27 protein-coding genes and 1 riboswitch are annotated in these 26005 nt (G+C 60.1%); of the genes, 17 read left to right on the top strand and 10 right to left on the bottom strand.

Features of this window, described 5'->3' with window-relative positions; translation table 11 throughout:
• Positions 1-173 precede the first annotated feature (173 nt).
• Complete coding sequence (modF, locus tag AC6I7J_RS13555) at positions 174-1646, bottom strand: molybdate ABC transporter ATP-binding protein ModF (protein ID WP_498005943.1); 1473 nt, start codon at positions 1644-1646, stop codon at positions 174-176.
• A 76-nt stretch (positions 1647-1722) separates the two neighbouring features.
• Positions 1723-2505: a molybdenum-dependent transcriptional regulator gene (gene modE, locus AC6I7J_RS13550; protein ID WP_498005941.1), complete on the bottom strand. Its 783-nt coding sequence runs from the start codon at positions 2503-2505 to the stop codon at positions 1723-1725.
• A gap of 117 nt (positions 2506-2622) precedes the next feature.
• Between modE and AC6I7J_RS13545 the strand changes: the two genes are divergently transcribed.
• The 4 genes from AC6I7J_RS13545 to modC all read left to right on the top strand — a co-directional run bounded on the left by AC6I7J_RS13545 (position 2623) and on the right by modC (position 5429).
• Complete coding sequence (locus AC6I7J_RS13545) at positions 2623-2781, top strand: AcrZ family multidrug efflux pump-associated protein (RefSeq protein ID WP_021508511.1); 159 nt, start codon at positions 2623-2625, stop codon at positions 2779-2781.
• Positions 2782-2908: 127 nt separating this feature from the next.
• Positions 2909-3682, top strand: coding sequence for a molybdate ABC transporter substrate-binding protein (modA, locus tag AC6I7J_RS13540; protein WP_215786320.1), 774 nt, complete (start codon positions 2909-2911; stop codon positions 3680-3682).
• On the top strand, positions 3679-4371 hold the full coding sequence (modB, locus tag AC6I7J_RS13535) for a molybdate ABC transporter permease subunit (RefSeq protein WP_021508509.1): 693 nt from the start codon (positions 3679-3681) through the stop codon (positions 4369-4371). Before modA ends, modB begins: the two co-directional genes overlap by 4 nt.
• Positions 4371-5429: a molybdenum ABC transporter ATP-binding protein ModC gene (gene modC, locus AC6I7J_RS13530; protein ID WP_498005938.1), complete on the top strand. Its 1059-nt coding sequence runs from the start codon at positions 4371-4373 to the stop codon at positions 5427-5429. The genes modB and modC overlap by 1 nt, the downstream gene beginning before the upstream one ends.
• Positions 5430-5609: 180 nt before the next feature.
• Here the strand turns inward: modC and AC6I7J_RS13525 are convergent, their stop codons facing one another.
• Positions 5610-6428: a pyridoxal phosphatase gene (locus AC6I7J_RS13525; protein ID WP_058757854.1), complete on the bottom strand. Its 819-nt coding sequence runs from the start codon at positions 6426-6428 to the stop codon at positions 5610-5612.
• 148 nt (positions 6429-6576) lie between these two features.
• Between AC6I7J_RS13525 and pgl the strand changes: the two genes are divergently transcribed.
• On the top strand, positions 6577-7572 hold the full coding sequence (pgl, locus tag AC6I7J_RS13520) for a 6-phosphogluconolactonase (RefSeq protein ID WP_421039410.1): 996 nt from the start codon (positions 6577-6579) through the stop codon (positions 7570-7572).
• 78 nt (positions 7573-7650) lie between these two features.
• Here the strand turns inward: pgl and AC6I7J_RS13515 are convergent, their stop codons facing one another.
• Together AC6I7J_RS13515 and bioA are read right to left on the bottom strand one after the other, a co-directional pair.
• Entirely contained in the window at positions 7651-8127 is a 477-nt protein-coding gene (locus AC6I7J_RS13515; protein ID WP_264239497.1) for a kinase inhibitor, read from the bottom strand.
• A 67-nt stretch (positions 8128-8194) separates the two neighbouring features.
• A complete protein-coding gene (gene bioA / locus AC6I7J_RS13510) occupies positions 8195-9487 on the bottom strand; it encodes an adenosylmethionine--8-amino-7-oxononanoate transaminase (RefSeq protein ID WP_498005935.1) in 1293 nt (430 codons plus the stop codon).
• A gap of 87 nt (positions 9488-9574) precedes the next feature.
• Here bioA and bioB point away from each other — a divergent pair, with 87 nt between their 5' ends.
• Genes bioB through bioD form a run of 4 tightly spaced genes read left to right on the top strand, consistent with a single transcriptional unit; the run spans position 9575 to position 13161 of the window.
• The gene (bioB, locus tag AC6I7J_RS13505; RefSeq protein WP_498005933.1) at positions 9575-10606 is read left to right on the top strand and encodes a biotin synthase BioB; all 1032 of its coding nucleotides are present in this window, start codon (positions 9575-9577) and stop codon (positions 10604-10606) included.
• Positions 10607-11758: an 8-amino-7-oxononanoate synthase gene (gene bioF, locus AC6I7J_RS13500; RefSeq protein WP_211726292.1), complete on the top strand. Its 1152-nt coding sequence runs from the start codon at positions 10607-10609 to the stop codon at positions 11756-11758. It begins immediately after the preceding gene.
• The gene (gene bioC / locus AC6I7J_RS13495; protein WP_498005931.1) at positions 11739-12518 is read left to right on the top strand and encodes a malonyl-ACP O-methyltransferase BioC; all 780 of its coding nucleotides are present in this window, start codon (positions 11739-11741) and stop codon (positions 12516-12518) included. The genes bioF and bioC overlap by 20 nt, the downstream gene beginning before the upstream one ends.
• Positions 12490-13161 carry a dethiobiotin synthase gene (gene bioD / locus AC6I7J_RS13490; RefSeq protein WP_152391228.1) on the top strand — a complete coding sequence of 224 codons (672 nt, stop codon included), beginning with the start codon at positions 12490-12492 and terminating at the stop codon, positions 13159-13161. Before bioC ends, bioD begins: the two co-directional genes overlap by 29 nt.
• A gap of 42 nt (positions 13162-13203) precedes the next feature.
• On the opposite strand, the gene AC6I7J_RS13485 is transcribed toward bioD, so the two are convergent.
• Entirely contained in the window at positions 13204-13920 is a 717-nt protein-coding gene (locus tag AC6I7J_RS13485; RefSeq protein ID WP_021508499.1) for an ABC transporter ATP-binding protein, read from the bottom strand.
• Between the two features lie 918 nt (positions 13921-14838).
• Here AC6I7J_RS13485 and uvrB point away from each other — a divergent pair.
• Positions 14839-16860: an excinuclease ABC subunit UvrB gene (uvrB, locus tag AC6I7J_RS13480; RefSeq protein WP_021508497.1), complete on the top strand. Its 2022-nt coding sequence runs from the start codon at positions 14839-14841 to the stop codon at positions 16858-16860.
• Between the two features lie 30 nt (positions 16861-16890).
• On the opposite strand, the gene AC6I7J_RS13475 is transcribed toward uvrB, so the two are convergent.
• Complete coding sequence (locus AC6I7J_RS13475) at positions 16891-17793, bottom strand: gluconeogenesis factor YvcK family protein (protein ID WP_021508496.1); 903 nt, start codon at positions 17791-17793, stop codon at positions 16891-16893.
• A 194-nt stretch (positions 17794-17987) separates the two neighbouring features.
• Positions 17988-18124: riboswitch (molybdenum cofactor riboswitch) on the top strand.
• Here AC6I7J_RS13475 and moaA point away from each other — a divergent pair.
• The 7 genes from moaA to AC6I7J_RS13440 all read left to right on the top strand — a co-directional run bounded on the left by moaA (position 18113) and on the right by AC6I7J_RS13440 (position 22755).
• Entirely contained in the window at positions 18113-19099 is a 987-nt protein-coding gene (gene moaA, locus AC6I7J_RS13470) for a GTP 3',8-cyclase MoaA (protein WP_021508495.1), read from the top strand. It overlaps the preceding riboswitch by 12 nt.
• A gap of 17 nt (positions 19100-19116) precedes the next feature.
• On the top strand, positions 19117-19632 hold the full coding sequence (moaB, locus tag AC6I7J_RS13465) for a molybdenum cofactor biosynthesis protein B (protein WP_125308379.1): 516 nt from the start codon (positions 19117-19119) through the stop codon (positions 19630-19632).
• A gap of 2 nt (positions 19633-19634) precedes the next feature.
• Positions 19635-20120: a cyclic pyranopterin monophosphate synthase MoaC gene (moaC, locus tag AC6I7J_RS13460; protein WP_058757847.1), complete on the top strand. Its 486-nt coding sequence runs from the start codon at positions 19635-19637 to the stop codon at positions 20118-20120.
• Positions 20113-20358, top strand: coding sequence for a molybdopterin synthase sulfur carrier subunit (moaD, locus tag AC6I7J_RS13455; RefSeq protein WP_021508492.1), 246 nt, complete (start codon positions 20113-20115; stop codon positions 20356-20358). The genes moaC and moaD overlap by 8 nt, the downstream gene beginning before the upstream one ends.
• 2 nt (positions 20359-20360) lie before the next feature.
• Entirely contained in the window at positions 20361-20813 is a 453-nt protein-coding gene (moaE, locus tag AC6I7J_RS13450) for a molybdopterin synthase catalytic subunit MoaE (protein ID WP_125308381.1), read from the top strand.
• Between the two features lie 82 nt (positions 20814-20895).
• Positions 20896-21990 carry a DUF1615 domain-containing protein gene (locus AC6I7J_RS13445; protein WP_104187090.1) on the top strand — a complete coding sequence of 365 codons (1095 nt, stop codon included), beginning with the start codon at positions 20896-20898 and terminating at the stop codon, positions 21988-21990.
• 57 nt (positions 21991-22047) lie between these two features.
• On the top strand, positions 22048-22755 hold the full coding sequence (locus AC6I7J_RS13440) for a Bax inhibitor-1/YccA family protein (protein WP_021508489.1): 708 nt from the start codon (positions 22048-22050) through the stop codon (positions 22753-22755).
• Between the two features lie 136 nt (positions 22756-22891).
• On the opposite strand, the gene AC6I7J_RS13435 is transcribed toward AC6I7J_RS13440, so the two are convergent.
• The 3 genes from AC6I7J_RS13435 to AC6I7J_RS13425 are packed head-to-tail and all read right to left on the bottom strand — an operon-like array spanning position 22892 to position 25859.
• Positions 22892-23857 carry a lysylphosphatidylglycerol synthase domain-containing protein gene (locus AC6I7J_RS13435; RefSeq protein ID WP_058757844.1) on the bottom strand — a complete coding sequence of 322 codons (966 nt, stop codon included), beginning with the start codon at positions 23855-23857 and terminating at the stop codon, positions 22892-22894.
• A complete protein-coding gene (clsB, locus tag AC6I7J_RS13430) occupies positions 23857-25101 on the bottom strand; it encodes a cardiolipin synthase ClsB (RefSeq protein ID WP_058757843.1) in 1245 nt (414 codons plus the stop codon). Before clsB ends, AC6I7J_RS13435 begins: the two co-directional genes overlap by 1 nt.
• A complete protein-coding gene (locus AC6I7J_RS13425) occupies positions 25098-25859 on the bottom strand; it encodes an endonuclease/exonuclease/phosphatase family protein (RefSeq protein WP_021508486.1) in 762 nt (253 codons plus the stop codon). The genes clsB and AC6I7J_RS13425 overlap by 4 nt, the downstream gene beginning before the upstream one ends.
• Positions 25860-26005 lie beyond the last annotated feature (146 nt).

The raw sequence follows: 26005 nt of genomic DNA, 5'->3' as shown, positions 1-26005 counted from the left end.
AATGGTATCGTTTACACAAGGTGACGATTCTCATTTTGTGGGTTTATGCGCAGCGTTTGCTGAATAATGCGGCAGGCTAGTGGTAGCGGTTACATTTTTAGGGAAGGAAATCTGTCAGGTGCGTACTGTTATCGCCGGGTCGCCATGCATGGCGACCCGCTCATCAATGAAAACTAACGCAACGCCTCCTGCTGATAAGCATAGCCCGCGCCCTGTTTTACAAAACTCAGGCGGTGGGTGATGCACTGCGGCGCGTCTTCGGCGTGGTGGGACACAAACATCAGCTGGGTACGGCCTTCGCCGATCAGCACATCAACAAAGCGGCGCACCAGCTGGCGGTTAATGGGATCGAGCCCCTGCAGCGGCTCATCCAGGATTAACAGCGTCGGGTGCTTCACCAGCGCGCGCGCAATCAGCACCAGCCGCTGCTGGCCCCACGACAGGTTATGAAACGGCGCATCGGCCAGCGCATTGTCCATGCCAAGCAGCGCCAGCCACTGGCGCGCCAGCGCTTTCTGCCGATCCGATACCGCCTGATACAGACCGATCGAATCAAAAAAGCCCGACAGGATTACCGTACGCACATTACAGCTGACGCGGTAATCCAGATGCAGGCTGCTGCTGACGTAACCGATATGTTGCTTGATGTCCCAGATGGTTTCACCGCTGCCGCGCCGAATACCAAACAGCGTTAAATCATTGCTGTAGCCCTGCGGATGATCGCCGGTGACCAGGCTAAGCAGGGTCGATTTACCCGCGCCGTTGGGGCCGATAATCTGCCAGTGCTCGCCGGGATTGACCTGCCAGTTCAGGCCGTCGATCACCGCATGATCGTTATACGACACCACGCCGTTGCGCAGGATAACGCGCGGCGCATCTGCCGCCAGCTGCGGCAGCTGATCCGGCTGGTCCGGCTCCGGCAGCGCCATGCCCTGCAGGCGTTCGCTGTGCGCCAGCTGCGCCACCAGCGCTTCGGCGAGAATCGCCTGGCGCCCACCCACGTGCGTCAGCGTGCACTCTGCCAGCACGCCGACCTGCTGGACAAAATCCGGGATATCGTCAAAGCGGTTAAGCACCAGCACCACGGTGTAGCCGTCGCGATGCAGCTGATGCAGCGTATCGGCAAGGCTGGCGCGCGATGCCACATCCAGACCATCAAAAGGTTCGTCGAGGATCAGCAAATCCGGCTGCGCCATCAGCGCCTGACACAGCAGCGTTTTGCGCGTTTCGCCGGTAGAAAGGTATTTGAAGCGGCGAGTCAGTAAAGCGCGGATGCCAAACTGCTGGGCCAGCGCCTGCGCCCGCGCCTCATCCTTTACTTCATCCTGAATGATCTCCAGCGCGGTGCGGCCGGTGTCATCTTCGCCTTCACTCAGCAGATCGGTGTTGTTGCGCTCCCACTCCTGCGTCACCAGCTGTTGCAGCTGCTCCAGCGACAGACGGGTGCGGCGCTGAAAATCCTGCCGCAGTTCGCCCTTTGCCGCCGTCAGCTCGCCGGACAGCGCGCGCGCCAGCGAAGATTTACCGCTGCCATTGGCACCGACAAAGGCCCAGCTTTCGCCGCTGTGCAGGGTTAAGTCCGGCAGGGTCAGGGTACGGCTATCGCTCAGGTGAAATATGCCTTGCGAAATTTGCAATGAGGCCATGATTTGTTCCGTTTTCTGCATCAAGTCGCTCAGTTGTAGCGAGCCAGCGAAATGAAGTCAAATCATGGCGGCCAGATCAGAGCAGTGTGGCGATGATGGCGTGTTCTGCATTAAAACAGGCGGTCACGGCGCTGCCGAGCTGCAGATTATGCTGGCGAAGCGCCTGGCTGGGGACGGTGGCGCACAACATTTCACCGCCCGTCAGCGCAATTATTACTTCACTCTGCGTCTCGCCGGGTTCGATGGTGTGGACAACGCCCGGCAGCTGATTATCGCCCTCGGCGGCGTCAGGCGTCAGGCGGATCCACGGCGCTTTGATCAGCACCAGCACCTCTTTACCGCTGTCGAGCTGCAGCCGCTCCGCGCTGCGTTCGGTCAGGGCCACCTGCAGGCGCGTCACGCCGTCGTTCAGCAGTATCTCAACATGCTGCTGCACCTGCTGACGATCGCGCGCCTGCACCGTGCCAAACAGCTGGTTGCGCGCGCTGGTTTGCAGGGAAAAGCGGGCGATCGCCGCCAGCAGGCTGTCGAGCGGCAGGCTGTCGTTTTGCAGCACGTCAAAGGCTTTTTGCTGGATCTGCTCCATCAATTGAAACAGCTGAATCAATCGCTCGCCGTAGCGCGTCAGCCGCGCACCACCGCCGCCTTTGCCGCCGGTCGCGCGTTCGACCAGCGTCTGATCCGCCAGCTGATTCATCTCATTGATGGCGTCCCAGGCGCTTTTATAGCTGATGCCCGCCAGTCTGGCGCCCTGGCTGATGGAGCCGGTTTCCTGCACGCGCCTGAGCAGCTCGATACGGCGCGGATCGGCAAACAGTTTCTGCTGAAGACGGATGTGAAGAGAGAGTTCTGCCTGCATGTCAGCTCCTTATGTGAATGCGCCAATTGTAAGGCCTAAAGTAAAAGCACGAAAAGGGCAGTGCCTTTTTTTCTCCAGCCGTTACAATCACTTTTTTACTCTTTGCGCGAGGTTTCCATGCTGGAACTGTTAAAAAGCCTGGCGGTCGCCATCATCATGGTGCCCATCGTGATGGCGATTATGCTGGGTCTGATTTACGGCCTGGGTGAAGTCTTTAACGTCATCTCTAAATTTGGCCGCCGCGACGACCGTCCCGCCAATAGCTCACACCACTGATTTTTAACGCCCGCACGCTGCGGGCGTTTTGCCCTTAACTTCCCGCCATTTTTGCCGATATAAAGCTCATGACAGCTTTCAGGCTCGCGTTGTATTATCAACTATATAACGTAACCTGGAGCTCTCTATGCAAAATACGCTTTATCACTGGGCGGCGGCGGCCGTGGTCACCGTGTCGCTGTCGGGTCAGGCGCTGGCGGCGGAGAAAATTACTGTGTTCGCTGCGGCCTCGCTGACTAATGCGATGCAGCAGATTGCCACGCAATATCAGCAAAAAAGCGGCGTTGAAGTGGTATCCTCGTTCGCTTCCTCGTCGACGCTGGCGCGGCAAATCGAGCAGGGCGCCCCGGCGGATCTGTTTATCTCTGCCGATCAGCAGTGGATGGATGATGCGGTGGCGAAAAACAGCGTGATCGGCAGTACGCGCTACACGCTGCTGGGCAACGATCTGGTGCTGGTGGCGGCAAAAAGCGCTCACGCGCAGCCGGTGACCATCAATGCGCAGACCCAATGGCAGAACCTGCTTAAGGGCGAGCGCCTGGCGGTGGGCGATCCGGATCACGTGCCGGCAGGTATTTATGCCAAAGAAGCGCTGCAAAAGCTGGGCGCGTGGGACACGCTGGCTTCACGGCTCGCACCGGCTAACAACGTGCGTGCCGCGCTGGCGCTGGTGGAACGCCGCGAAACGCCGTATGGCATCGTGTACGGTTCCGACGCGGTAGCCAGTGATAAGGTGCAGGTGGTCGGACGCTTCCCCGAAGCGAGTCACAAACCCGTAGAGTACCCGATGGCGGTGGTCAGCGATCACCAGAACGCAGCGGTGCAGGCCTTCTATGACTATCTGCAGGGGCCGGATGCCGCTGCCGTGTTTAAACAGTATGGATTTACGCCGAAGAGATGATACTGAGCGATCCCGAATGGCAGGCCGTGTTCCTCAGCCTGAAAGTTTCCTGCGTGGCGGTGCTGTGCAGCCTGCCGTTTGGCATCCTGATGGCCTGGATTCTGGCGCGCTGCCGCTTTCCCGGCAAAACCCTGCTCGATAGCCTGATTCACCTGCCGCTGGTGCTGCCGCCGGTGGTGGTGGGCTATTTGCTGCTGCTGACGCTGGGACGGCGCGGCCTGATTGGCAGCTGGCTGTACGACTGGTTCGGTATCACCTTCGCCTTCAGCTGGCGCGGTGCGGTGCTGGCCTCCGCGGTGATGGCGTTTCCGCTGATGGTGCGCGCCATTCGTCTGGCACTGGAAGCGGTAGACAGCCGGCTGGAGCAGGCGGCGCGGACCTTAGGCGCGGGCCGCTGGCGGGTGTTTTTCACCATCACGCTGCCGCTGACTTTTCCGGGCATCATTGTGGGCACCGTGCTGGCGTTTGCCCGCTCGCTCGGTGAGTTTGGTGCCACCATTACCTTTGTCTCCAACATTCCCGGCGAAACCCGCACCATCCCGTCAGCCATGTTTACCCTGATTGAAACGCCCGGCGCGGAAGGCACTGCGGCGCGGCTGTGCGCGGTGGCGATTGCGCTGGCGCTGCTGTCGCTGGTGGCCTCGGAGCTGCTGGCGCGCTGGGGCCGCAAGCGGCTGGGAGCGGCCTGATGCTGAAAATCAACATTGCGCAACAGCTCGGTGAGCATCAGCTCAACGTCGATGTGGAAATTCCGGCCAGCGGCATCACCGCGATCTTTGGCGTGTCCGGGGCAGGAAAAACCTCATTAATCAATGCTATCAGCGGTCTGACGCAGCCGCAGAGTGGCCAGATTGCGCTTAACGATCATCTGTTGTTTGACCGCGACAGCGGCATCAATCTGCCGCCGGAAAAACGCCGCATCGGCTACGTGTTTCAGGATGCGCGCCTGTTTCCCCATTATCGCGTGCGCGGCAATCTGCAGTATGGCATGGCGCCCAAAATGAAAGCGCAGTTCGGGGCGCTGGTGACGCTGCTGGGACTGGATGCGCTGCTGGATCGCTATCCGGCCTCGCTGTCGGGTGGCGAAAAGCAGCGTGTGGCGATGGGCCGGGCGCTGCTGAGCGCGCCGGATATCCTGCTGATGGACGAACCGCTGGCGTCGCTCGATCTGCCACGCAAGCGCGAGCTGATGCCCTATTTGCAGAAGCTGGCGAAGCAGGTGGAGATTCCGCTGCTGTACGTGAGTCACAGCCTGGAGGAGATTGTCCAGCTGGCGAATCAGGTGCTGGTGCTGGATAACGGTAACGTCAAAGCCTTTGGCGCGCTGGAAAAAGTGTGGGGCAGCAGCGCGATGCGGCCCTGGCTGCCGGCGGCCGAGCGCAGCAGCGTGCTGCGCGTGCAGGTGCTGGAGCAGCATCCGGATTACCCGATGACCGCGCTGTCGCTTGGCGATCAGCACATTTGGGTCAGCCGGGTGAATCAGCCGGTGAAAAGCGTACTGCGCATCCGTATCGCCTCGGCGGACGTGTCGCTGGCGCTGCAGCCGCCGCAAAATACCTCGATCCGCAATATTTTACCGGCGCAGGTGGTGGAACTGCTGGAGCTGGACGACCAGGTCGAAGTGAAGCTGCGCATCGGCGTCAGCGAGCTGTGGGCGCGCATTTCACCGTGGGCGCGCGACGAACTGAATATCAGGCCCGATCAGTGGCTGTATGCGCAGATCAAGAGCGTGTCGATTACCGCGTAACACAAACCGGACGACAACGCGGTACGTCTGGTCTGCGGATCAGCGCGATTAATCGCGCCGCTACCGGATGTGCCATGTACCGCTGCAGTAATCATCCGCTGCACCTTCTGTAGCGGCGCGATTTTTCGCGCTTTTTTCGGGTTAACCTGACTGATGCCTTGTGCCGCGACCAGCCTGGCGTTACAGCACTTCCTGGTAGATCACCTGCGCAATGCCCGGCTCAAGGTTGGTACCGATCACTTTGCGCGCGCGTGCTTTGATGGCGTCATCGGCATTGCCCATCGCCACGCCCAGCCCGGCCTGCTCCAGCATGCTAAGATCGTTGTAATTGTCGCCAAACGCCAGCACGTCCTGCATGCTCAGACCCTGGCTCGCCACCCACTGCGCCAGGCGTTTGCCTTTGCTGTTGCCGGCCTGAGCGATGTCGACCTGATCGTGCCACGACCATTCACACGCCAGACCCAGCTCGCGTTCGGTGCGTTCAGCAAACTGCTGCAGCGCGCGGGTATCCGGATGCGACAGGGCAAATTTCCAGATCGACTGCGCGTCGTGCGCCGCCTGCGCCAGGCTCGGCACCTGCACAAACAGCGGGCGCTGCGCTTCCGGCAGCGACTGCGCCCAGTTGAGGGTGCGCGTCACATGGCCGGTCGCTTCCTGATACAGCATCGCATCATCGACATACAGCAGACCGTGAATATTCTCCTGATCGAGCATCTCAATCACTCGCGCCGCCTGACTTTTCTCCAGCGGATCGGCAGCCAGCACCCGTTGCGCCTGGTAATCGTACAGATACGTGCCGTTACAGCAGATGGCGGGCGTTGTCAGCTGCAGCGCCTGATAAAACGGGTGAATGGCGCAGTGATGGCGACCGGTGACGATCAGCACCTGAACGCCAGCCTGTTGCGCGCGGGCTAAGGCTTCAAGGGATTCTGGCAGGATGGTTTTGTTTGGGGTTAGCAGGGTGCCGTCGAGGTCAAGGGCGATTACGCGGTAGCTCATTACACTTTCCGTCCGGAGTTAGCAAAGCAGTAAGTCTACACCCGCCAGCGGCCCTGAGACAAAAAGCAGGGCACAAATCAGCCCAGCGCGCGGCGGTGAAACGCGCTACAGTTACTGTTTTTCATCAGGCAGCGAATAAGGAAAACGCATGAAACAAGTCGTGTATACCGCCAGTCCCGAGAGCCAGCAGATCCACGCCTGGCAGATGCAGGAAGATGGCGCACTGACGTTATTGCAGGTCACGGATGTGGCCGGCCAGGTGCAGCCGATGGTGGTGAGCCCGAAGAAAGATTTTCTCTATGTCGGCGTGCGTCCGAATTTTCGCGTACTGGCGTACCGCATTGCGGCCGACGGTACGTTAAGCCTGGCCGGTGAAGCGCCGCTGCCGGGCAGCCCGACTCACATTTCTACCGACCGCCAGGGCAACTATCTGTTCTGCGGCTCGTATAACGATGCCTGTGTCAGCATCAGTCCGATTGGCAGCGACGGCCTGCCGCAGTCGCCACTGCAGGTGATTAACGGGCTGGAGGGCTGCCATTCGGCGAATATCGACCTCAGCAACCAGACGCTGTTTGTGCCAGCGCTGAAACAGGATCGCATCTGCCTGTATCAGCTGCAGGCGGACGGCACGCTGGCACCGCGCGCGCAGCCGCAGGTGACCACGGTAGAAGGCGCCGGCCCGCGTCATATGGCGTTCCACCCGAACGGCGCTTATGGCTATGTGGTTAACGAACTGGACAGCACCGTCGACGTCTGGGCGCTGAACAATGTTAACGGCCAGGTCGAGCGCGTGCAGAGCCTTGATATCATGCCACCGGGCTTCAGCGATACACGCTGGGCAGCGGATATCCATATCACCCCGGACGGTCGCTTCCTGTATGCCTGTGACCGCACCAGCAGCACGCTGACCGTGTTCAGTATCAGTGAGGACGGCTCGGTGCTGACGATTGAAGGTTATCAGCCGACCGAAACTCAGCCGCGTGGCTTTAACATCGATGGCAGCGGTCAGTATCTGGTGGCGGCGGGGCAGAAATCGCATCACATTGAAGTCTATCGCATTGGCGATCGTGGCCTGCTGCAACCGCTGGCGCGTTACGCCGTGGGTCAGGGGCCGATGTGGGTAGTGATTCACACGCTGGACTGAGGAACGCTATTCGGTCATGCAGGGTCGCCATCCACGGCGACCTCTGCCGAGGTGCGCAGCGATGCGCACCTTATGCAATCAGGCGTATTTCACCGTGATCGACGCGCTGGCCAGCGCATGGAAGTGCACGTTGAAGCCGACCATCGCGCCGCTGGCACCTTCGTCCACCTCAATTTTTTCCACGTCCAGCGCATGCACCGTAAAGATGTAGCGATGCGATTCGCCCTGCGGCGGTGCTGCACCACCGTAACCGCTCTGACCGAAATCGGTGCGCGTCTGAATGGCACCCTCCGGCAGTTCCGCCACGCCGGAACCGGCGCCCTGTGACAGCACGGTCACCTCAGCCGGAATATTGGCGACCACCCAGTGCCACCAGCCGGAGCCGGTCGGGGCATCCGGATCGTAGCAGGTCACCACAAAGCTTTTGGTGCCGGCCGGCACTTCATCCCATGCCAGGTGCGGCGACAGATTATCGCCCTGGTAACCCATGCCGTTAAACACGTGGCGCACGGGCATTTTATCGCCATCGTTAAAATCCTGGCTCACTACGCGCATGATCTCTCCTTTCCTGTTGTGTACTGCTCTCCATGATGGTGGAAAATGGCGGCGAGTGCCAGCGGTGTCAGGGCTGAAAGTGGCCGTCCACCGCCAGTGCAGCGCTTAACGCCGCCGTCAGCTGCGTCAGCTGTGCGGCAGAAATCAGATAAGGTGGCATCAGGTAAATCAGCTTACCGAACGGGCGAATCCATACGCCGCGTTCCACGAAGAACTGCTGCAGCGCCGCCATGTTCACCGGCTGATGGGTCTCAATCACGCCAATCGCCCCCAGCACGCGCGCATCCGCCACCATCGGATGGCCGCGCAGCGGCAGCAGTTCCGCACGCAGCTGCTTTTCAATCGCCGCCACCTGCGCCGGCCAGTGCCCTTCGTTGATCAGCTTCAGGCTTTCAACCGCCACCGCACAGGCCAGCGGATTACCCATAAACGTCGGACCATGCATAAAGCAGCCCGCCGCGCTGCGGCTGATGGTATCGGCGACGTCGCGCGTGGTCAGGGTGGCGGAGAGCGTCAGGGTGCCGCCGGTCAGCGCCTTGCCGAGGCACAAAATGTCCGGCGTGATGCCGGCGTGCTCGCAGGCAAACAGCTTGCCGCTGCGGCCGAAGCCGGTGGCGATCTCATCGGCGATCAGCAATAAACCGTAGCGATCGCACAGCGCCCGCACCTGTTGCAGATAGCGTGGATGGTAGAAACGCATGCCGCCGGCACCCTGCACGATAGGTTCCAGAATTACCGCGGCAATGCTGCGATGGTGCTGTTCGGCCAGCCGGGCGAAATCGGCAATATCGTTGTCATCCCAGTCATCGTCAAAGCCACACTGCGGCGCGCGGGCGAACAGATGCTCCGGCAGGTAGCCGCGCCACAGGCTGTGCATGGAATTTTCTGGATCGCACACTGACATGGCGGCAAACGTATCGCCGTGATAGCCGCGCTGCAGCGTGAGGAATTTCTGCCGCGTCTCTCCGCGCCCCAGCCAGTACTGCAGCGCCATTTTCATCGACACTTCGACGGCGATCGAGCCGGAATCGGCGAGGAACACGCACTCCAGCGCCTCGGGCGTCATGGCGATCAGCTGGCGGCTCAGCTCCACGGCTGGCGGATGGGTGATGCCGCCGAACATCACGTGTGACATCTGCGCCATCTGCTGCTGCAACGCCTGATTGAGGCGCGGATGGTTATAGCCGTGGATCGCTGCCCACCACGACGACATGCCGTCGACCAGCTCACGTCCATCGGCCAGCTGCAGCGTGCAGCCGTGCGCGGCCACCACCGGGTAGCACGGCAGCGGTTCGCGCATTGAGGTGTAAGGATGCCAGATATGCTGGCGGTCAAAGCGGAGGTCGTCCTGTGTGAACATCTGTCTTGTAAACCATTTTGAAAAGATTTAGTTTACAAGTATAACCACGTTAATCGTCAGGATGAACCCCCTTTTTTGGAGTAAGCAATGGCTAATCGCTGGACACTGGCTCAGGCTCAGGCGCTATTTGATAAACCTTTTCTCGAGCTGATGTTTGAAGCACAGCAGGTGCACCGCCAGCACTTCGACCCGCGTCAGGTGCAGGTCAGCACGCTGCTGTCGATCAAAACCGGCGCCTGTCCGGAAGACTGTAAATACTGTCCGCAGAGCGCGCGTTACAAAACCGGGCTGGAAACCGAGCGCCTGATGGAGGTGGAGGCGGTGCTGGAATCGGCGCGCAAGGCCAAAGCAGCCGGCTCCAGCCGCTTCTGCATGGGCGCGGCGTGGAAAAACCCGCACGAGCGCGACATGCCGTACCTGGAGCAGATGGTGCAGGGCGTGAAAACCATGGGCATGGAAACCTGCATGACGCTGGGAACGCTCGACCACGATCAGGCGCAGCGGCTGGCCAGCGCCGGGCTCGATTTTTACAACCATAACCTTGACACCTCGCCGGAGTTTTACGGCAGCATCATCACCACCCGTACCTATCAGGAGCGTCTTGATACGCTGGATAAAGTGCGCAACGCCGGCATCAAAGTGTGCTCGGGCGGCATTGTCGGGCTGGGCGAAACGGTCAACGACCGCGCCGGTTTGCTGGTGCAGCTGGCCAACCTGCCCACGCCGCCGGAGAGCGTGCCGATTAACATGCTGGTGAAAGTCAAAGGCACGCCGCTGGCGGATAACGATGACGTCGAGCCGTTCGACTTTATCCGCACCATTGCCGTGGCGCGCATCATGATGCCAACCTCGCACGTGCGCCTGTCGGCCGGTCGCGAGCAGATGAGCGAACAGACCCAGGCGATGTGCTTCATGGCGGGGGCCAACTCGATTTTCTACGGCTGCAAGCTGCTGACCACGCCGAACCCGGAAGAGGACAAAGATCTGATCCTGTTCCGCAAGCTGGGCCTTAATCCGGAGCACACCGCCACGACGGCGGGCGATAACGAACAGCAGCTTCAGCTCAGCGAGCAGTTGTTGCACGCCGACAGCGCGCAGTTCTACAACGCGGCCGTGTAAATGTGGTCTGAACGTATTGCGCAGGCGCTGACGGCGCAGCGTGCCGCCGACGGCTGGCGGCAGCGGCGGCGCATTGAGCACAACAGCGTGCGTGAAATTATCCTCGACGGGCAGCGCTATCGCCACTTCTCCAGCAATGATTACCTGGGCCTGAGCCAGCATCCGGCGGTGATGGCCGCCTGGCAGCAGGGCGCGCGCGAGGCGGGTGTCGGTGCCGGCGCTTCCGGCCACGTCACCGGCTACAGCCGTCACCATGCGCAGCTGGAGCAGCAGCTGGCGTCCTGGCTCGGCTACCCGCGCGCGCTGCTGTTTATCTCCGGCTTTGCCGCCAACCAGGCAGTAATCCATCTGCTGGCGCAAAAGTCGGATCGCATTATCGCTGACAAACTGGCGCACGCCTCGCTGCTGGATGCCGCCAGCCACAGTCCGGCAACGCTGCGCCGTTTTGCCCACAACCAGCCGGCCAGCCTGGCGAAGCTGCTGGCGACGCGCGCGGAAGGCGGCACGCTGGTGGTGACCGAGGGCGTATTCAGCATGGATGGCGACAGTGCGCCGCTGGCTGAACTTGCCGCCGAAACCCGGCGCGCGGGCGGCTGGCTGCTGGTGGACGATGCGCACGGCATTGGCGTCACCGGTGAGCAGGGGCGCGGCAGCTGCTGGCAGCAGCAGGTGAAACCGGAATTGCTGGTGGTGACTTTTGGTAAAGGCTTTGGCGTCAGCGGTGCCGCGCTGCTGTGTGATGACGCTACCGCAGATTACGTCGAGCAATTCTCGCGCCATTTAATCTATTCCACCGCCATGCCGCCGGCGCAGTGCTGTGCGCTGCTGGCGGCGCTGGCGCAGATCCAGCAGGGCGACGCGCTGCGCGCGCGGTTGCAGCAAAATATTGCCCGCTTTCGCGCGGGCGCGGCGCAGTTGCCGTGGCAGCTGATGGCCTCTGACAGCGCCATTCAGCCGCTGATCGTCGGCGAAAACCGCGCCGCGCTGGCGCTGTCACAGCGGCTGGCACAGGCCGGTTGCTGGGTGAGCGCGATCCGGCCACCAACGGTGCCGCCGGGTACCGCGCGGCTGCGCATTACGCTCACCGCCGCGCATCATCCCGAAGATATCGACGCGTTGCTGGAGGCACTGTATGACGCTGCAGGTGAATAAACAGGCGGTGGCGCAGGCGTTTGGCCGGGCGGCCGCGCACTACGAACAGCATGCTCAGCTGCAGCGCCAGAGCGGCGAGGCGCTGCTGGCGCTGGCGCCGGCCGGATTTGGCCCGCAGCTGCTGGATGCCGGCTGCGGCACCGGCTGGTTCAGCCGCTACTGGCGCGATCGCGGTCGCCAGGTCTGCGCGCTGGATCTGTCACCGGCGATGCTGCAGGCGGCACGCGAACAGCACTCGGCGCACGACTATTTACAGGGCGATATCGACCAGTTACCGCTGGCGGATAACAGCGTCGACGGCGTCTGGAGCAACCTGGCGGTGCAGTGGAGCAGCGATCTGCGCACCGCGCTGCTGCAGTTTCTGCGCGTGACGCGCCCGGGCGGCAGCGTGCTGTTCTCGACGCTGCTCGACGGCTCGCTGCAGGAGGTGCACCAGGCGTGGGCGCAGATCGATGGTCGGCGTCACGCCAATCGCTTCCTCAGCGGCGATGCCTTTGCCCTGGCGACCGCGGGCTTGCCGCTGCGCAGCCAGACGCAGATCGTCACGCTGCATTTCCCCAGCGCGCTCAGCGCCATGCGCTCGCTGAAAGGTATCGGCGCAACGCACCTGCACGATGGGCGACACGCGGCTCTGCTGACGCGCCCCCAGCTGGCGCAGCTGGAGCAGCACTGGCCGCAGGATGCGCACGGCTATCGTCTCAGTTATCACCTGATGTATGGAGTTTTAAAAAATGACACGCTGGTTTATTACCGGAACTGACACCGAAGTGGGCAAAACAGTCGCCAGCGGCGCCCTGTTGCAGGCGGCCAGCGCTGCGGGATTACGCACTGCCGGCTACAAACCGGTGGCCTCCGGCTGCGAGATTACGCCCGACGGCGTGCGCAACAGCGACGCGCTGGCGCTGCAGCGCTACAGCAGCCTGACGCTGAGCTATGAGCAGGTGAACCCGCTGGCGTTCATCGAACCGACGTCGCCGCATATCGTCAGCGCAGAAGAGGGCAGACCGATTGAATTTGCGCAGCTCTCCGCTGGCTTACGCGCGCTGGAGCAGCAGGCTGAATGGGTGCTGGTGGAAGGTGCGGGCGGCTGGTTCACGCCGCTGTCCGCAACGCAAACCTACGCCGACTGGGTCGCCGCCGAGCAGCTGCCGGTGATTCTGGTGGTCGGCGTGAAGCTCGGCTGCATCAACCACGCCATGCTGACGGCGGAAGCGGTGAAGGCGCGCGGGTTGCGCCTTGCCGGCTGGATTGCCAATGACATCCAGCCGCCGGGTAAGCGACATGCGGAATATCTGGCGACGCTACAACAGCGCATTGCGGCCCCGTTCCTCGGTGAGATTCCGTGGCTGAGCAGCGCGGCACAGCAGGCCGACTGTGGCCGTTACCTTACCCTGCCACAGTAAATGGCGCGGCGGCGCAGCACTCTGCGCCGCACGCTACCAACGCTAGGTGGCCGTTAACCACTTACTCACCGTTACATCATCCAGCTGCGCCACGCTGCCCTGCGCCACGTTGCGGCCACGATGCAGCAGCAGAAAATAGTCTGCCACGCGGCGAATGAACGACACATGCTGTTCCAGCAGCAGAATCGTCAGGCCATAGTCGCGGTTCAGGCGGCGAATCAGATTCCCCATCTCCTCCTCCAGCCACGGCGACATGCCTTCGGTGGGTTCATCGAGGATCAATAGTTTCGGCTGCAGCACCAGCGCGCGCGCCAGGGCCAGCTGCTGCTGCTGATCCATCGGCAGTTCGCCACTGCGCTGATGACGCAGCGAGTAGAGCGCCGGAAACAGATCGAACACCATCTCGGGAATGGCGCGGCTGCGATCGTCCTGTGCCGCCATCAGCGCAATCAGCAGGTTATCTTCCACGCTCATCTGGGAAAAGATGTGGCGTCCCTGTGGCACGTAGCCGATGCCCATGCGCGCGCGTTGCTCAGCAGGCTGCAGCAGCAGGTTTTCCGGCGGCGCGCCGTCTTCCTGCCAGGTCATCGATCCACTATTAATGGGCAGGCGACCCATAATACAGTTCACCAGCGTGGTTTTGCCCATCCCCGGGCTGCCCAGCACGCCGGTGCAGGTGCCTGGCGGCAGATCGAGATCCACATCCCATAAAATATGGTTCTGACCGTAAAATTGATTCACCGAACGTAAACTCAGCATCTGACATTCTCCTTCCAGATTATTCGCCTGAATGCTCCCGCTCTGTGTCGTCTGGCATACAGTCATGCACAATGGCTATTGGGACACTGCTGTCGCCGGCGGCGCTTGTTCATCCTGCCGGCATGGACTCGTCACTCCACCGTTAATTCACTGCAATTCCCAGGCCAGATCCGCCAAAGCAGCCTCAACCGGGGTAAAAGGCAGCGAAACTCGCCATAATTGATGAGCAAAGCTTAACAATTGCCCGCAGTAATAACTCGCCTGCACTTTGACGGTGCTGACTGCTTAACGTTTCTGGTGCATCTGTACTGTCATAAGGCAGGGACTGAAGAAATAAGTGGCCTTAACGCTGGGCTTTTTCCCGTTACGGCACGATGGGGTACGCCAAAAGAATAGTTAAAGCCGCACGGGATGATGGAAAAATAATCGCAAAAAAAATTTTTTCGCACAGCAGGATAAGCGAGGGGAAAATTATACACAGCCGATGGACGTGGGGCTGGATTCAGTTATCCACTATTCCTGTGGATAACCTTGTGCATTAGCGACTGAAAACCGGGCGCAAGCGAGGAAATACGCGGGTTGCATACATAATGCTGCGAAACTGGGCTTTTGAGTCAATCTCTTTTAAATCAGCAGGTTATTTAAAAGCAAGCCTGAGAATTGTCTGGCTTGTCATCAGACTGCAATTTAATGACGCTCTATTGACAATTGTTAAAAGCGTTGCTCGTCTGGGGATAACCTTGCGCAACAAACGCTTCCGGATTACCGCATAAATTACGCTGAAGCGAATCGCGACATCTCCCCATCATCGTGCAGTATATCTGTAATTATATCCAGTATTTTTTTCTGGCAAAATCGCCATAGCAGAGTAGAATTACCAGCCTGCCCGCCGACTTCTTCAGCAGGAACCGTAATACCATGAGTAAAGCCTTTAAACTCAACTCCGCTTTCAAACCTTCAGGCGATCAGCCTGAGGCGATTCGTCGTCTTGAAGAAGGGCTGGAGGATGGACTGGCGCACCAGACGCTGCTGGGGGTTACCGGTTCAGGAAAAACTTTTACCATCGCCAACGTCATTGCCGATCTCAACCGGCCGACCATGGTAATGGCACCGAATAAAACGCTGGCGGCACAGCTGTATGGTGAGATGAAAGAGTTCTTCCCGGATAATGCGGTCGAGTTCTTCGTCTCCTACTACGACTACTATCAGCCGGAAGCCTACGTGCCCAGTTCGGATACCTTCATCGAGAAAGATGCGGCGGTAAACGAGCACATCGAGCAGATGCGTCTCTCTGCCACTAAAGCGATGCTGGAGCGCCGCGACGTGATTGTGGTGGCGTCGGTTTCTGCCATCTACGGCCTGGGCGATCCCGATCTCTACCTGAAAATGATGCTGCATCTGACGCGCGGCATGATCATCGACCAGCGCAGCATTCTGCGCCGCCTCGCCGAACTGCAGTACACCCGCAACGACCAGGTTTTCCAGCGCGGCACCTTCCGCGTGCGCGGCGAAGTGATCGATATCTTCCCGGCGGAATCCGATGACATTGGTCTGCGCGTTGAACTGTTTGATGAAGAGGTTGAGCGCCTGTCGCTTTTCGACCCGCTGACCGGCCAGGTGATCTCGGTGATTCCGCGTTTCACCATCTACCCGAAAACGCACTACGTCACGCCGCGCGAGCGTATTCTGCAGGCGATGGAAGAGATCAAGGATGAGCTGGCGGTGCGGCGCAAAGTGCTGCTGGAGAACAACAAACTGCTGGAAGAGCAGCGCATCACCCAGCGCACCCAGTTTGACCTCGAAATGATGAACGAACTCGGCTACTGCTCGGGCATTGAAAACTATTCGCGCTATCTCTCCGGACGCGGACCGGGAGAGCCGCCGCCGACGCTGTTTGATTACCTGCCGGCGGATGGCCTGCTGGTGGTCGATGAATCCCACGTGACTATTCCGCAGATTGGCGGCATGTATCGCGGTGACCGCGCGCGTAAAGAGACGCTGGTGGAGTACGGTTTCCGCCTGCCGTCAGCGCTGGACAACCGTCCGCTGCGCTTTGAAGAGTTTGAAGCGCTGGCACCGCAGACCATTTACGTCTCGGCCACGCCAGGTAACTACGAGCTGGAGAAATCGGGCGGCGACGTCATCGATCAGGTGGTGCGGCCTACCGGTCTGCTCGATCCGATTCTTGAGGTGCGTCCGGTGGCGACCCAGGTCGACGATCTGCTGTCGGAGATCCGCAAGCGCGTCGAAATCAACGAGCGCGTGCTGGTTACCACGCTGACCAAGCGCATGGCCGAAGACCTCACCGAGTATCTTGAAGAGCACGGCGAGAAGGTGCGTTATCTGCACTCCGACATTGATACCGTTGAGCGTATGGAGATCATTCGCGATCTACGTCTCGGGGAGTTTGACGTGCTGGTGGGGATCAACCTGCTGCGCGAAGGGCTGGATATGCCGGAAGTGTCGCTGGTGGCGATTCTTGACGCCGATAAAGAGGGCTTCCTGCGCTCCGAGCGCTCGCTGATTCAGACCATCGGACGCGCGGCGCGTAACGTCAACGGCAGAGCGATTCTCTACGCAGATAAGATCACGCCGTCGATGGCGCGGGCGATGGAAGAGACCGAGCGCCGCCGCGAGAAGCAGCAGCGTTATAACGAAGAGCGGGGCATTGTGCCGCAGGGCCTGAACAAGAAAATCACCGATATTCTTGAGCTGGGCAAAAACGTGGTGAAAACGCGCGGCAAAGGCAAAACGGCTTCACGCACGGCCGCCGAGGCTGAGGCCAGCTATCTGGCGCTCACGCCCCAGGCCATGCAGAAGAAGATCCACGAGCTGGAAGGGCAGATGCAGCAGCACGCGCAGAACCTGGAGTTCGAAGAGGCCGCGCGGGTGCGCGACCAGCTGCACGAGCTGCGTGAACTGTTTATCGCCGCCTCTTAATCTGAAGCCGGCGGTCGCGTTGCGCGCCGGCTAAACCGCCTGAATGGCATGTTCCAGCGCGCGGCGCAGCAGCTGGCGGTCGTGACGATAGCGGATATCGGCGGCTTCCAGCGGTTCGCGCACGATCAACCGCTCAGTGACGCCGCGCGTGTCTGCTGACGGGCCGACCACTACAGCGTCAATCACCCGTTTGCCAATGGCTTTTTCCATCATCGCCAGCTTGTCGGCGACCGTCAGGCTGGCCGCCGCCGGACTCAGTTCGCGCCCGAGATTTCCGATGAACACCATGGTGGCAGGCGTCCGGCGCAGCGCGCGTGCCATCTCCTCCATCAGCAGAATCGGCATCAGGCTGGTGTAAAAGCTACCGGGACCAATCAGGATCAAATCGGCCTCGGCGACGGCGTCCAGCGCTTCGCGCGTCGGCACCACATTAGGGTGCAGCATCAGCTCTTCCGGCGCCTGCTTCATTTCGTCAATCGCCGTTTCACCGTACACCATATTGCCTTCGCTATCCTGCGCGACCAGGTCCACCGGCTGCTCTGACATCGGAATCAGAAACGCATCCACCTTCAGCAGGTTGCGGATAATGTTGATGGCTTCCAGCGGACGCACGCTGAGGTGATCGAGCGCTTTCAGGATCAGATTGCCCAGATTATGCCCGGCCAGTTCGCCGTTGCCGGTAAAGCGATACTCGAACATGGCAGAGGCCACGCTGGGTTCGGTGATCAGCTGATTAATGCAGTTGCGCATGTCGCCCCAGGCAATGCCGCCTTCTGAACGGCGTATGCGGCCGGTGGATCCGCCGTTGTCGGTGGTGGTGACGATGCCGGTCAGGCGTGAGCCCAGCGGCGCCAGCGCCGACATCACGCGGCCAAGGCCGTGGCCGCCGCCGAGTGCCACCACGCGATCCAAATCTGCCAGGGTACGATTCATGCTGCTCCTTAAAACGCCGCACGTGAGGTGCAGACGGCGTTCAACTGATGTGTATCAATATCTGTCGCGCATTTTACCGTATCCTGTCGCGAAAATGCGGTGAAATAACGTTATGTATCAATATATATAGCGATAAATGCCGATGGATGCGAGCGTCAAATCGCGCTACCATTTGCTTTAACCGTGTTGTCCACAATGACAACAGACTCCCAAGCCTTGCGTTCCTAAGTCGTGTGATATGGATGCCTGGCCGCAGCCGCGAGCTGCCAGGGTGCAGAAAGAAATGACTGCATCTCCCGTACTTTGGAAAGGTGTTCAGGTGCCACAATTTACAGATGCCTATGCGCGCAGCTTTTATTATCTGCGCCTGTCGGTCACGGATGTGTGTAACTTCCGTTGTACCTACTGCCTGCCCGACGGCTACCGGCCGAACGGCGTGCACAACAAAAGTTTTCTCTCGCTGGATGAGATTCGTCGCGTGACGCGTGCCTTTGCGGCGGCGGGCACCGAAAAAGTGCGCCTGACCGGCGGCGAACCCTCGATGCGGCGCGACTTCACCGATATCATTGCCGCCGTGCGCGACAACGCGGCAATCCGCCAGATCGCCATGACCACCAATGGCTACCGCATGGCGCGCGACGTCGGCGCCTGGCGTGCGGCAGGCCTCACCCATATCAATGTCAGCGTCGACAGCCTCGACGCACGGCAGTTTCACGCCATTACCGGGCAGAACAAGTTTCATGAAGTCATGGCGGGGATTGATGCGGCCTTTGATGCCGGTTTCAGCACCGTCAAAGTCAACAGCGTGCTGATGCGCGACGTCAACAGCCACAGTCTGGAGACCTTTCTGGCGTGGATCCGCACCCGGCCGATTCAGCTGCGCTTTATCGAGCTGATGGAAACCGGCGAGGGCGGCGATCTGTTCCGCCGTCATCATGTGTCCGGCGAGGTGATCCGCGATCAGCTGATCATGCAGGGCTGGCAGCGCCAGCCGCGCGGCCGCAGCGATGGCCCGGCCCAGGTGTTCCGCCATCCGGATTATCAGGGTGAAGTTGGCCTGATCATGCCGTATGAAAAAGATTTCTGCGCCAGCTGTAATCGCCTGCGCGTATCGGCGATCGGTAACCTGCATCTGTGCCTGTTTGGCGACGGCGGCGTGCCGCTGCGCGACCTGCTGGCCTCCGACGATCAGCAGGCCGAGCTGCAGGCGCGCATCGCCCACAGCCTCGGGCAGAAGAAGCAGACGCATTTCCTGCATCAGGGCAATACCGGCATCACGCAGAACCTCTCCTTCATTGGTGGCTAAACACAGGAGTTACGGCCATGGGTAAACCTTCCGGCGATTTTGTCGCCTTAAATGCGGCGGTGATGACCGTCTCTGACAGCCGCGACGCCAGCAGTGACAGCTCCGGCGACTATCTGCGTGAGGCGCTGACCGAAGCCGGGCATCAGGTGGTCGATCACGCCATTGTTCCGGACAACCGTTATCGCATCCGCGCCACGCTGTCGCGCTGGATCGCCAGTGAAGATGTGCAGGTGGTGCTGATTAACGGCGGTACCGGCTTTAGCAGTAAAAACAGTACGCCGGAAGCGCTGCTGCCGCTGCTGGATCGCGAAATTGACGGCTTTGGCGAACTGTTTCGCATGATCTCCTACGAGGAGATTGGCAGCGCGACGCTGCAATCACGCGCGGTGGCCGGTCTGGCCAACCAGACGCTGCTGTTTGCCATGCCGGGCTCAACCGGTGCCTGCCGCAGTGCATGGGAGCGGATCATTGAAGCCCAGCTGGATGCGCGTACGCGTCCGTGTAATTTTGTCTCACATTTGAAGAAGTTATAAGCATGTCCTCGTTAACCCATATCAACGCGGCCGGCGAAGCCCACATGGTGGACGTCTCCGGCAAAACTGACACCGTGCGAGAAGCGCAGGCGGAAGCGCTGGTGCTGATGCAGCCGGCCACGCTGCAAATGATCCTCGACGGCAGCCATGACAAAGGCGATGTTTTCGCCACCGCACGTATTGCCGGCATCCAGGCGGCGAAGCGTACCTGGGAACTGATTCCGCTGTGCCATCCGCTGATGCTGAGCAAAGTCGAGGTGACGCTGGTGGCTGAGCCGGAGCACAGCCGCGTACGCATTACCTCGCGCTGTCGCCTGAGCGGCAAAACCGGCGTGGAAATGGAAGCGCTGACCGCCGCGTCGGTCGCGGCGCTGACCATCTACGACATGTGCAAAGCGGTGCAGAAAGATATCGTCATCGACCAGCTGCGGCTGCTGAGCAAAAGCGGCGGTAAATCCGGTGATTTCCAGGCGGTGCGCCATGATTAAGGTGCTGTTTTTTGCCCAGGTGCGCGAACTGACCGGCACCGCCGCGCTGGACCTGGCGGCAGAGTACGCTGACGTCGCCACGCTGCGCGCGGCGCTGGCGCAGAAAAGCGATCGCTGGGCGCTGGCGCTGGAGTCCGGCAAGCTGCTGGCGGCGGTGAATCAGACGCTGGTGCCGATGAACCATCCGCTGCGCGCCGGCGATGAAGTGGCGTTCTTCCCGCCGGTTACCGGAGGCTGAGCATGACAACCCGAATTCGCGTCGGCAGCGCGCCGTTTAACGTTGGCGAAGAGTATGCGCTGCTGGCGGCGCATGACAGCGACGGCGCGGTCGTCACCTTCACCGGCAAAGTCCGCAACCACAATCTTGGCGACAGCGTGGCAGCACTAACGCTGGAGCACTATCCCGGCATGACGGAAAAAGCGCTGGCAGAGATTGTGGCGGATGCGCGTCAGCGCTGGGCGCTGCAGCAGGTGACGGTGATTCATCGCGTAGGCGAACTGTTCCCTGGTGATGAGATCGTGTTTGTTGGCGTCAGCAGCGCCCATCGCGGCAGCGCCTTTGCCGCCAGTGAATTCATCATGGATTACCTGAAAACCCGCGCGCCGTTCTGGAAGCGCGAAGCCACTGAGCAGGGCGATCGCTGGGTCGATGCCCGCGATAGCGATCATCAGGCCGCTGAACGCTGGAACTAGCGCGCAAAATCCGCCCGCGCTGATAGCCGCCAGACCACGAAAACGGTAAGGTACGGTTTTTGCTGGCTTATCAGGGAGCAGGATGAACACCACCACGATATTACGCGGCGCAGCGCTGCTGGCTGCGCTGGTGCTGGCCGGATGCAGCACCAAAAAGGAGCCGCAGCTGCCGGCCCGCCAGCCCGCTGACGTGAAAGCGCAAATTCAGCAATTGCTGCCCGCCCACGTCACGCAAAAATCGGCCTGGGCCGACGACATCTATACCGCGCTGCGCGTGCAGCACATCGACGCCAGCGCCAGCAACATTTGCGCGGTGATCGCCGTGACCGATCAGGAATCTAACTTCAGCGCCGATGCCACCGTGCCGGGTCTGCCAAAAATCGCCTGGGCGGAGATTGACCGCCGCGCCGCCAGCGTGCACGTGCCGGCGTTTCTGGTGCGCACCGCGTTACTGATCAAATCCTCTAACGGCGAGAGCTACGCGGCACGTCTCGATAAGGTGCACAGCGAGAAAGAGCTGAGCGCCATTTTCGATGACTTTATCGATATGGTGCCGATGGGGCAGAAGCTGTTCGGTAATCTCAACCCAATCCACACCGGCGGGCCGATGCAGGTCAGCATTGCCTTTGCCGAAGCGCACGCGCAGGGCTATCCGTACCCGATTGACGGCTCGATCCGGCGCGAAGTGTTCAGCCGACGCGGCGGTATCTACTTCGGCACGCTGCACCTGCTGGGTTATCCGGTGGATTACAGCCAGCCGCTGTATCGCTTTGCTGACTTCAACGCCGGCTGGTACGCCAGCCGCAACGCCGCGTTCCAGGCTGCGGTGGCGCGTGCCAGCGGCATCAAACTGGCGCTGGACGGCGACCTGATCCGCTACGGCAGCGAACAGGCGAGCGCCACCGAACTGGCGGTGCGCACGCTGGCGAAACAGCTGGACATGAGCCCGCGGGAAATTCGCCGCGATCTGGAGAAGGGCGACAGCGAAAGCTTCAGCGACAGCACGCTGTGGAAACAGACCTTTATCCTCGCCGATAAGATGGCGGGAAAACGTCTGCCGCGCGAAGTGCTGCCGGGCATTAAGCTGGAGAGCCCGAAAATTACCCGTAATCTCACCACCGCGTGGTTTGCCCAGCGGGTTGACGGGCGATATCAGCAGTGTATGACGCGCCGTTGACGATCGGTGGTGTACACTTCACACTGACGTTATCAGTAACTTTTAAAGAGGTGCATCATGGATCGATATCCACGTAATGGTTCAATCGTGCAGCAGGCGTCGACCGGGCTGCAAACCTATATGGCGCAGGTGTATGGCTGGATGACCTGCGGTTTATTGCTGACGGCGTTTGTGTCGTGGTTTGCCGCGCGCACCCCTGCCGTCATGGAACTGGTGTTTGCCAATCGCATCACCTTCTTCGGCTTGATTATCGCGCAGCTGGCGCTGGTATTCGTGCTTTCCGGCATGGTGCAGCGCATGAGCGGCGCCGTGGCGACCGGGCTGTTTATGCTCTATTCCGCGCTGACCGGGCTGACAATGGCGAGTATTTTCCTTGTTTATACCTACTCGTCGATCGCCAGTACCTTCTTTGTTACCGCGGGCATGTTTGGTGCCATGAGCTTTTACGGCTACACCACCAAACGCGACCTGAGCCGCTTCGGCAGCCTGCTGTTTATGGCGCTGATCGGCATTCTGCTGGCGTCGCTGGTGAACTTCTGGCTGAAAAGCCCGGCGCTGATGTGGGCGATTACCTATATCGGCGTGGTGGTGTTTGTGGGCCTGACGGCTTATGACACGCAGAAACTGAAAGCCATCGGTGAGGGCATTGATGTTAACGATAAAGAGAATCTGCGCCGCTTCTCCATCATGGGCGCGCTGACGCTGTATCTCGATTTCATCAACCTGTTCCTGATGCTGCTGCGGATTTTCGGTAACCGTCGCTAAGAGTAACCAGCCATTAAGGCTGTGAAAATAATCGCGCCGCTACGGCCAGGTGAACGGTTTGTACTTATCAGCCCGTTTCACCTTCTCCGTAGCGGCGCAATGTATTACGCGTTATTCAGCCTGCGCCTGGCACGCCTTATCGTGCCGCCATCTTGCGCTCATTCTTCTGCCGTAAATGCTTCGCGCGGCTCTCCAGCCACAGATACAGCACCAGCGCCAGCAGCAGCGGCAGAATAAAATAGAGCACGCGATAAGCCAGCAGCGCGGCGATAATCTCACCGTGCGAAGCATGCTGGCCGCTGAGCAGCGCGAGGAACACCGCTTCCAGCACGCCAATGCCGGCCGGAATATGAATAATCACCCCGGCAATACTGCTGATTAACAGCACGCCCAGCACGATGGGATAATCCACTTCACGCGCCAGCAGCAGCCAGATAATGGTGCCCATCACCATCCAGTTGGCGCAGGAAACGGCAAACTGAAATAGCGCCATGCGCAGCGAGGGCAGTTGCAGATGCTGGCCCTTCACCGTCCAGCGGCGCTTCTTCGCGAAAGCACAGGCCCACAGATAAACCGCCACCATCGCCAGCAGTACCGCACCAATCACCCGTAGCGTGCCTTCGCCGATGAACCAGCCGGGCGGAATCGGCACCATGCCGGAGACAAACACTACGCCGCCAAGCAAAATGTAGCCGAGCCAGTTAGTGGCAATACTCAGTGAAAAGATGCGCGTGATGGTGCCGCCGGGCAGGCCGAGGCGCGAATAGAGGCGATAGCGCATCGCCACACCGCCCACCCAGGTGCTCAGCGTCAGGTTAAAGGCGTAACAGATGAATGACACCAGCATCACCTGACGTTTCGCCAGCTTATGCCCGCAGTAGGCGCGGCCAATCAAATCGTACAGACCGTAGGTGAGGTAGCTCACCACCACTAACGCGGCGGCGCTCAGCACCACGTAGCGGTTATAGCCGACGATGACCTTATACACGTCCTCCCAGTTCACCTTGCGTGCGTAAACCACCAGCAGCACGATCACCGCAATGAAGAACAGCCAGGTAAGGATTTTTTTCGCTAACTGCCAGCGCGGGTTCTTTTTGCTCATCAGGGTTTCGCTCCTTCGTTATCGGCTTCAACCCGGTCCTGGGTTTCCATTTCCGGCTGCACCGGCGGATCGACCTGAGACAAATGGGGCGTATGGGCAGGCAGCCAGCCGGCGATGGCCGGGAAATGGCGCAGGAAATGGAACACGATGACGCTCTTGGTCAGCTGCCACCAGGTGCGCGGCGGCAGCTTGTCTTCATCGACGCGCACGCAGTCCGCAGCCAGCAGCTGCTCAAGGTTATCGCGCAGCGTCTGGTTGAAGGCGTGGTCGTGAATGATCAGGTTGGCTTCGAGATTCAGCGACAGGCTGAGCGGGTCGAGGTTGCTGGAACCGACCGTTGACCACTGCTGATCCTGCACCGCCACTTTGCCATGCAGCGGGCGACGGCAGTATTCGTACACTTCAACGCCAGCATCCACCAGATAGTTGTACAGCAGCTCGGCGCCGACTTTGACAATCGGCATGTCCGGTTCACCCTGCACAATCAGCCGCACGCGCACACCGCGCTGGGCCGCGCTGCGCATTTCCCGCAACAGGCGATAGCCGGGGAAAAAGTAGGCGTTGGCGATAATCACATCCTGCTTCGCCTTGCGCAGCATATCGAGATAGTGCTGTTCGATGTCATCGCGGTGCTCATCGTTATCGCGGTAGACAAACAGCACCTGCGCATCACCGGGCAGGGCGTTCACCGCCAGGCGCTGGGAGCGCGCGCCCCACCAGCGGCGCGTTACCTGTTCGCTGCCGATCGCCTGCTGTACATAGCGTGCGATGTCCAGCACCACCGGTCCTTTCACCTCCACGGCGTAATCCTGCTTGGCTTCCGGCCCGTAATCGGTGTTGTGCTCGGCGGAGAAATTGATACCGCCGACAAACGCAATCTCCTCATCAATTACCACAATTTTGCGATGCAGACGGCGGAACACGTTGGTGCGCATGCCCATCACCAGCGGACGCGGATCGTAATAGATAAAGCGCACGCCTGCTTCGGTCAGGCTGTTGATGTACTGGGTGGAAAGATCCGGCGAGCCGTAGCCATCCACCATCACTTCCACCTTAACACCGCGCTGCGCGGCGGCCAGCAGATCGCGGTGCAGCGCCTTACCGACCTCATCTTCAAACAGGATAAACGTCTCCAGCAGCAGCGTACGCTGGGCGCGCTGAATCGCGCCGGAGACGCGCGGAAAGAATTGATCGCCATTTTCCAGCAGCCGCAGCTGGTTACCTTCGCGCCAGCTGAAATTCATAGAAAGATCTCCACGGCCAGCGGGGCATGATCGGACAGATGTGACCAGGGTTTCACCGGCAGCGCCCACGGCTGGCTCACCGACGCATTTCGGATATAGATGCGATCGAGACGCAGCAGCGGAAAGCGCGCCGGGAAGGTGCGCGCCGGGCGACCGTTTTTCATGCTAAACACCTCCTGCAGACCGGCTCCGCGCTGTAAGAATCGATTAGCGCGTACCTGCCAGTCATTAAAATCGCCGGCCACCACCAGGGGCGCATCCGGTGGCAGCGACTCAATCAGTTCACACATCATGCGCATCTGCGCCAGACGGTGCTTCTCTTTCAGGCCGAGGTGCACGCATAACGTGTGAATCGGTTCCGGCCGATCCGGCAGGCTAATCTGGCAATGCAACATGCCGCGTTTCTCACTGCCGGCGACAGAAATATCGCGGTTTTGGTATTCGGTGATCGGAAAGCGTGACAGTATCGCGTTGCCATGATGGCCCTCGGGATAGACCGCGTTGCGGCCGTAAGCGAAATCGTGCCACATGGTGTCGGCAAGGTATTCGTAGTGCGAATTTTCCGGCCAGTTTTCAATGTGTGCGGAGTGGATGGCGTGCGTGCCCATCACCTCCTGTAAAAAGACGATATCCGCCGAAGTCGCGCGCACTGCGTCGCGCAGTTCCGGCAGGATAAAGCGACGGTTAAAGCTGGTGAACCCCTTATGGGTATTGATCGTCAGGACTTTAAATGAAGATCCTTGCGTGTTTTGTGGCATACTGCGACGCGCTCCTTTTCATCATCAACAGAACAAAGTGTAGTCTTTGTCACAAATGGGTGGTGCTGGAGACAGAAAATTAGGGTGTTATCCGAAATTTGCTTTACATTGAGGAAATCCGTCTGGCTGCGGTCAGATACACTTGG

This window comes from Type-C symbiont of Plautia stali (genome assembly GCF_059730935.1).
Note: the sequence above shows the minus strand (reverse complement) of the source record. Positions and strands in the feature narration are given on the sequence as shown.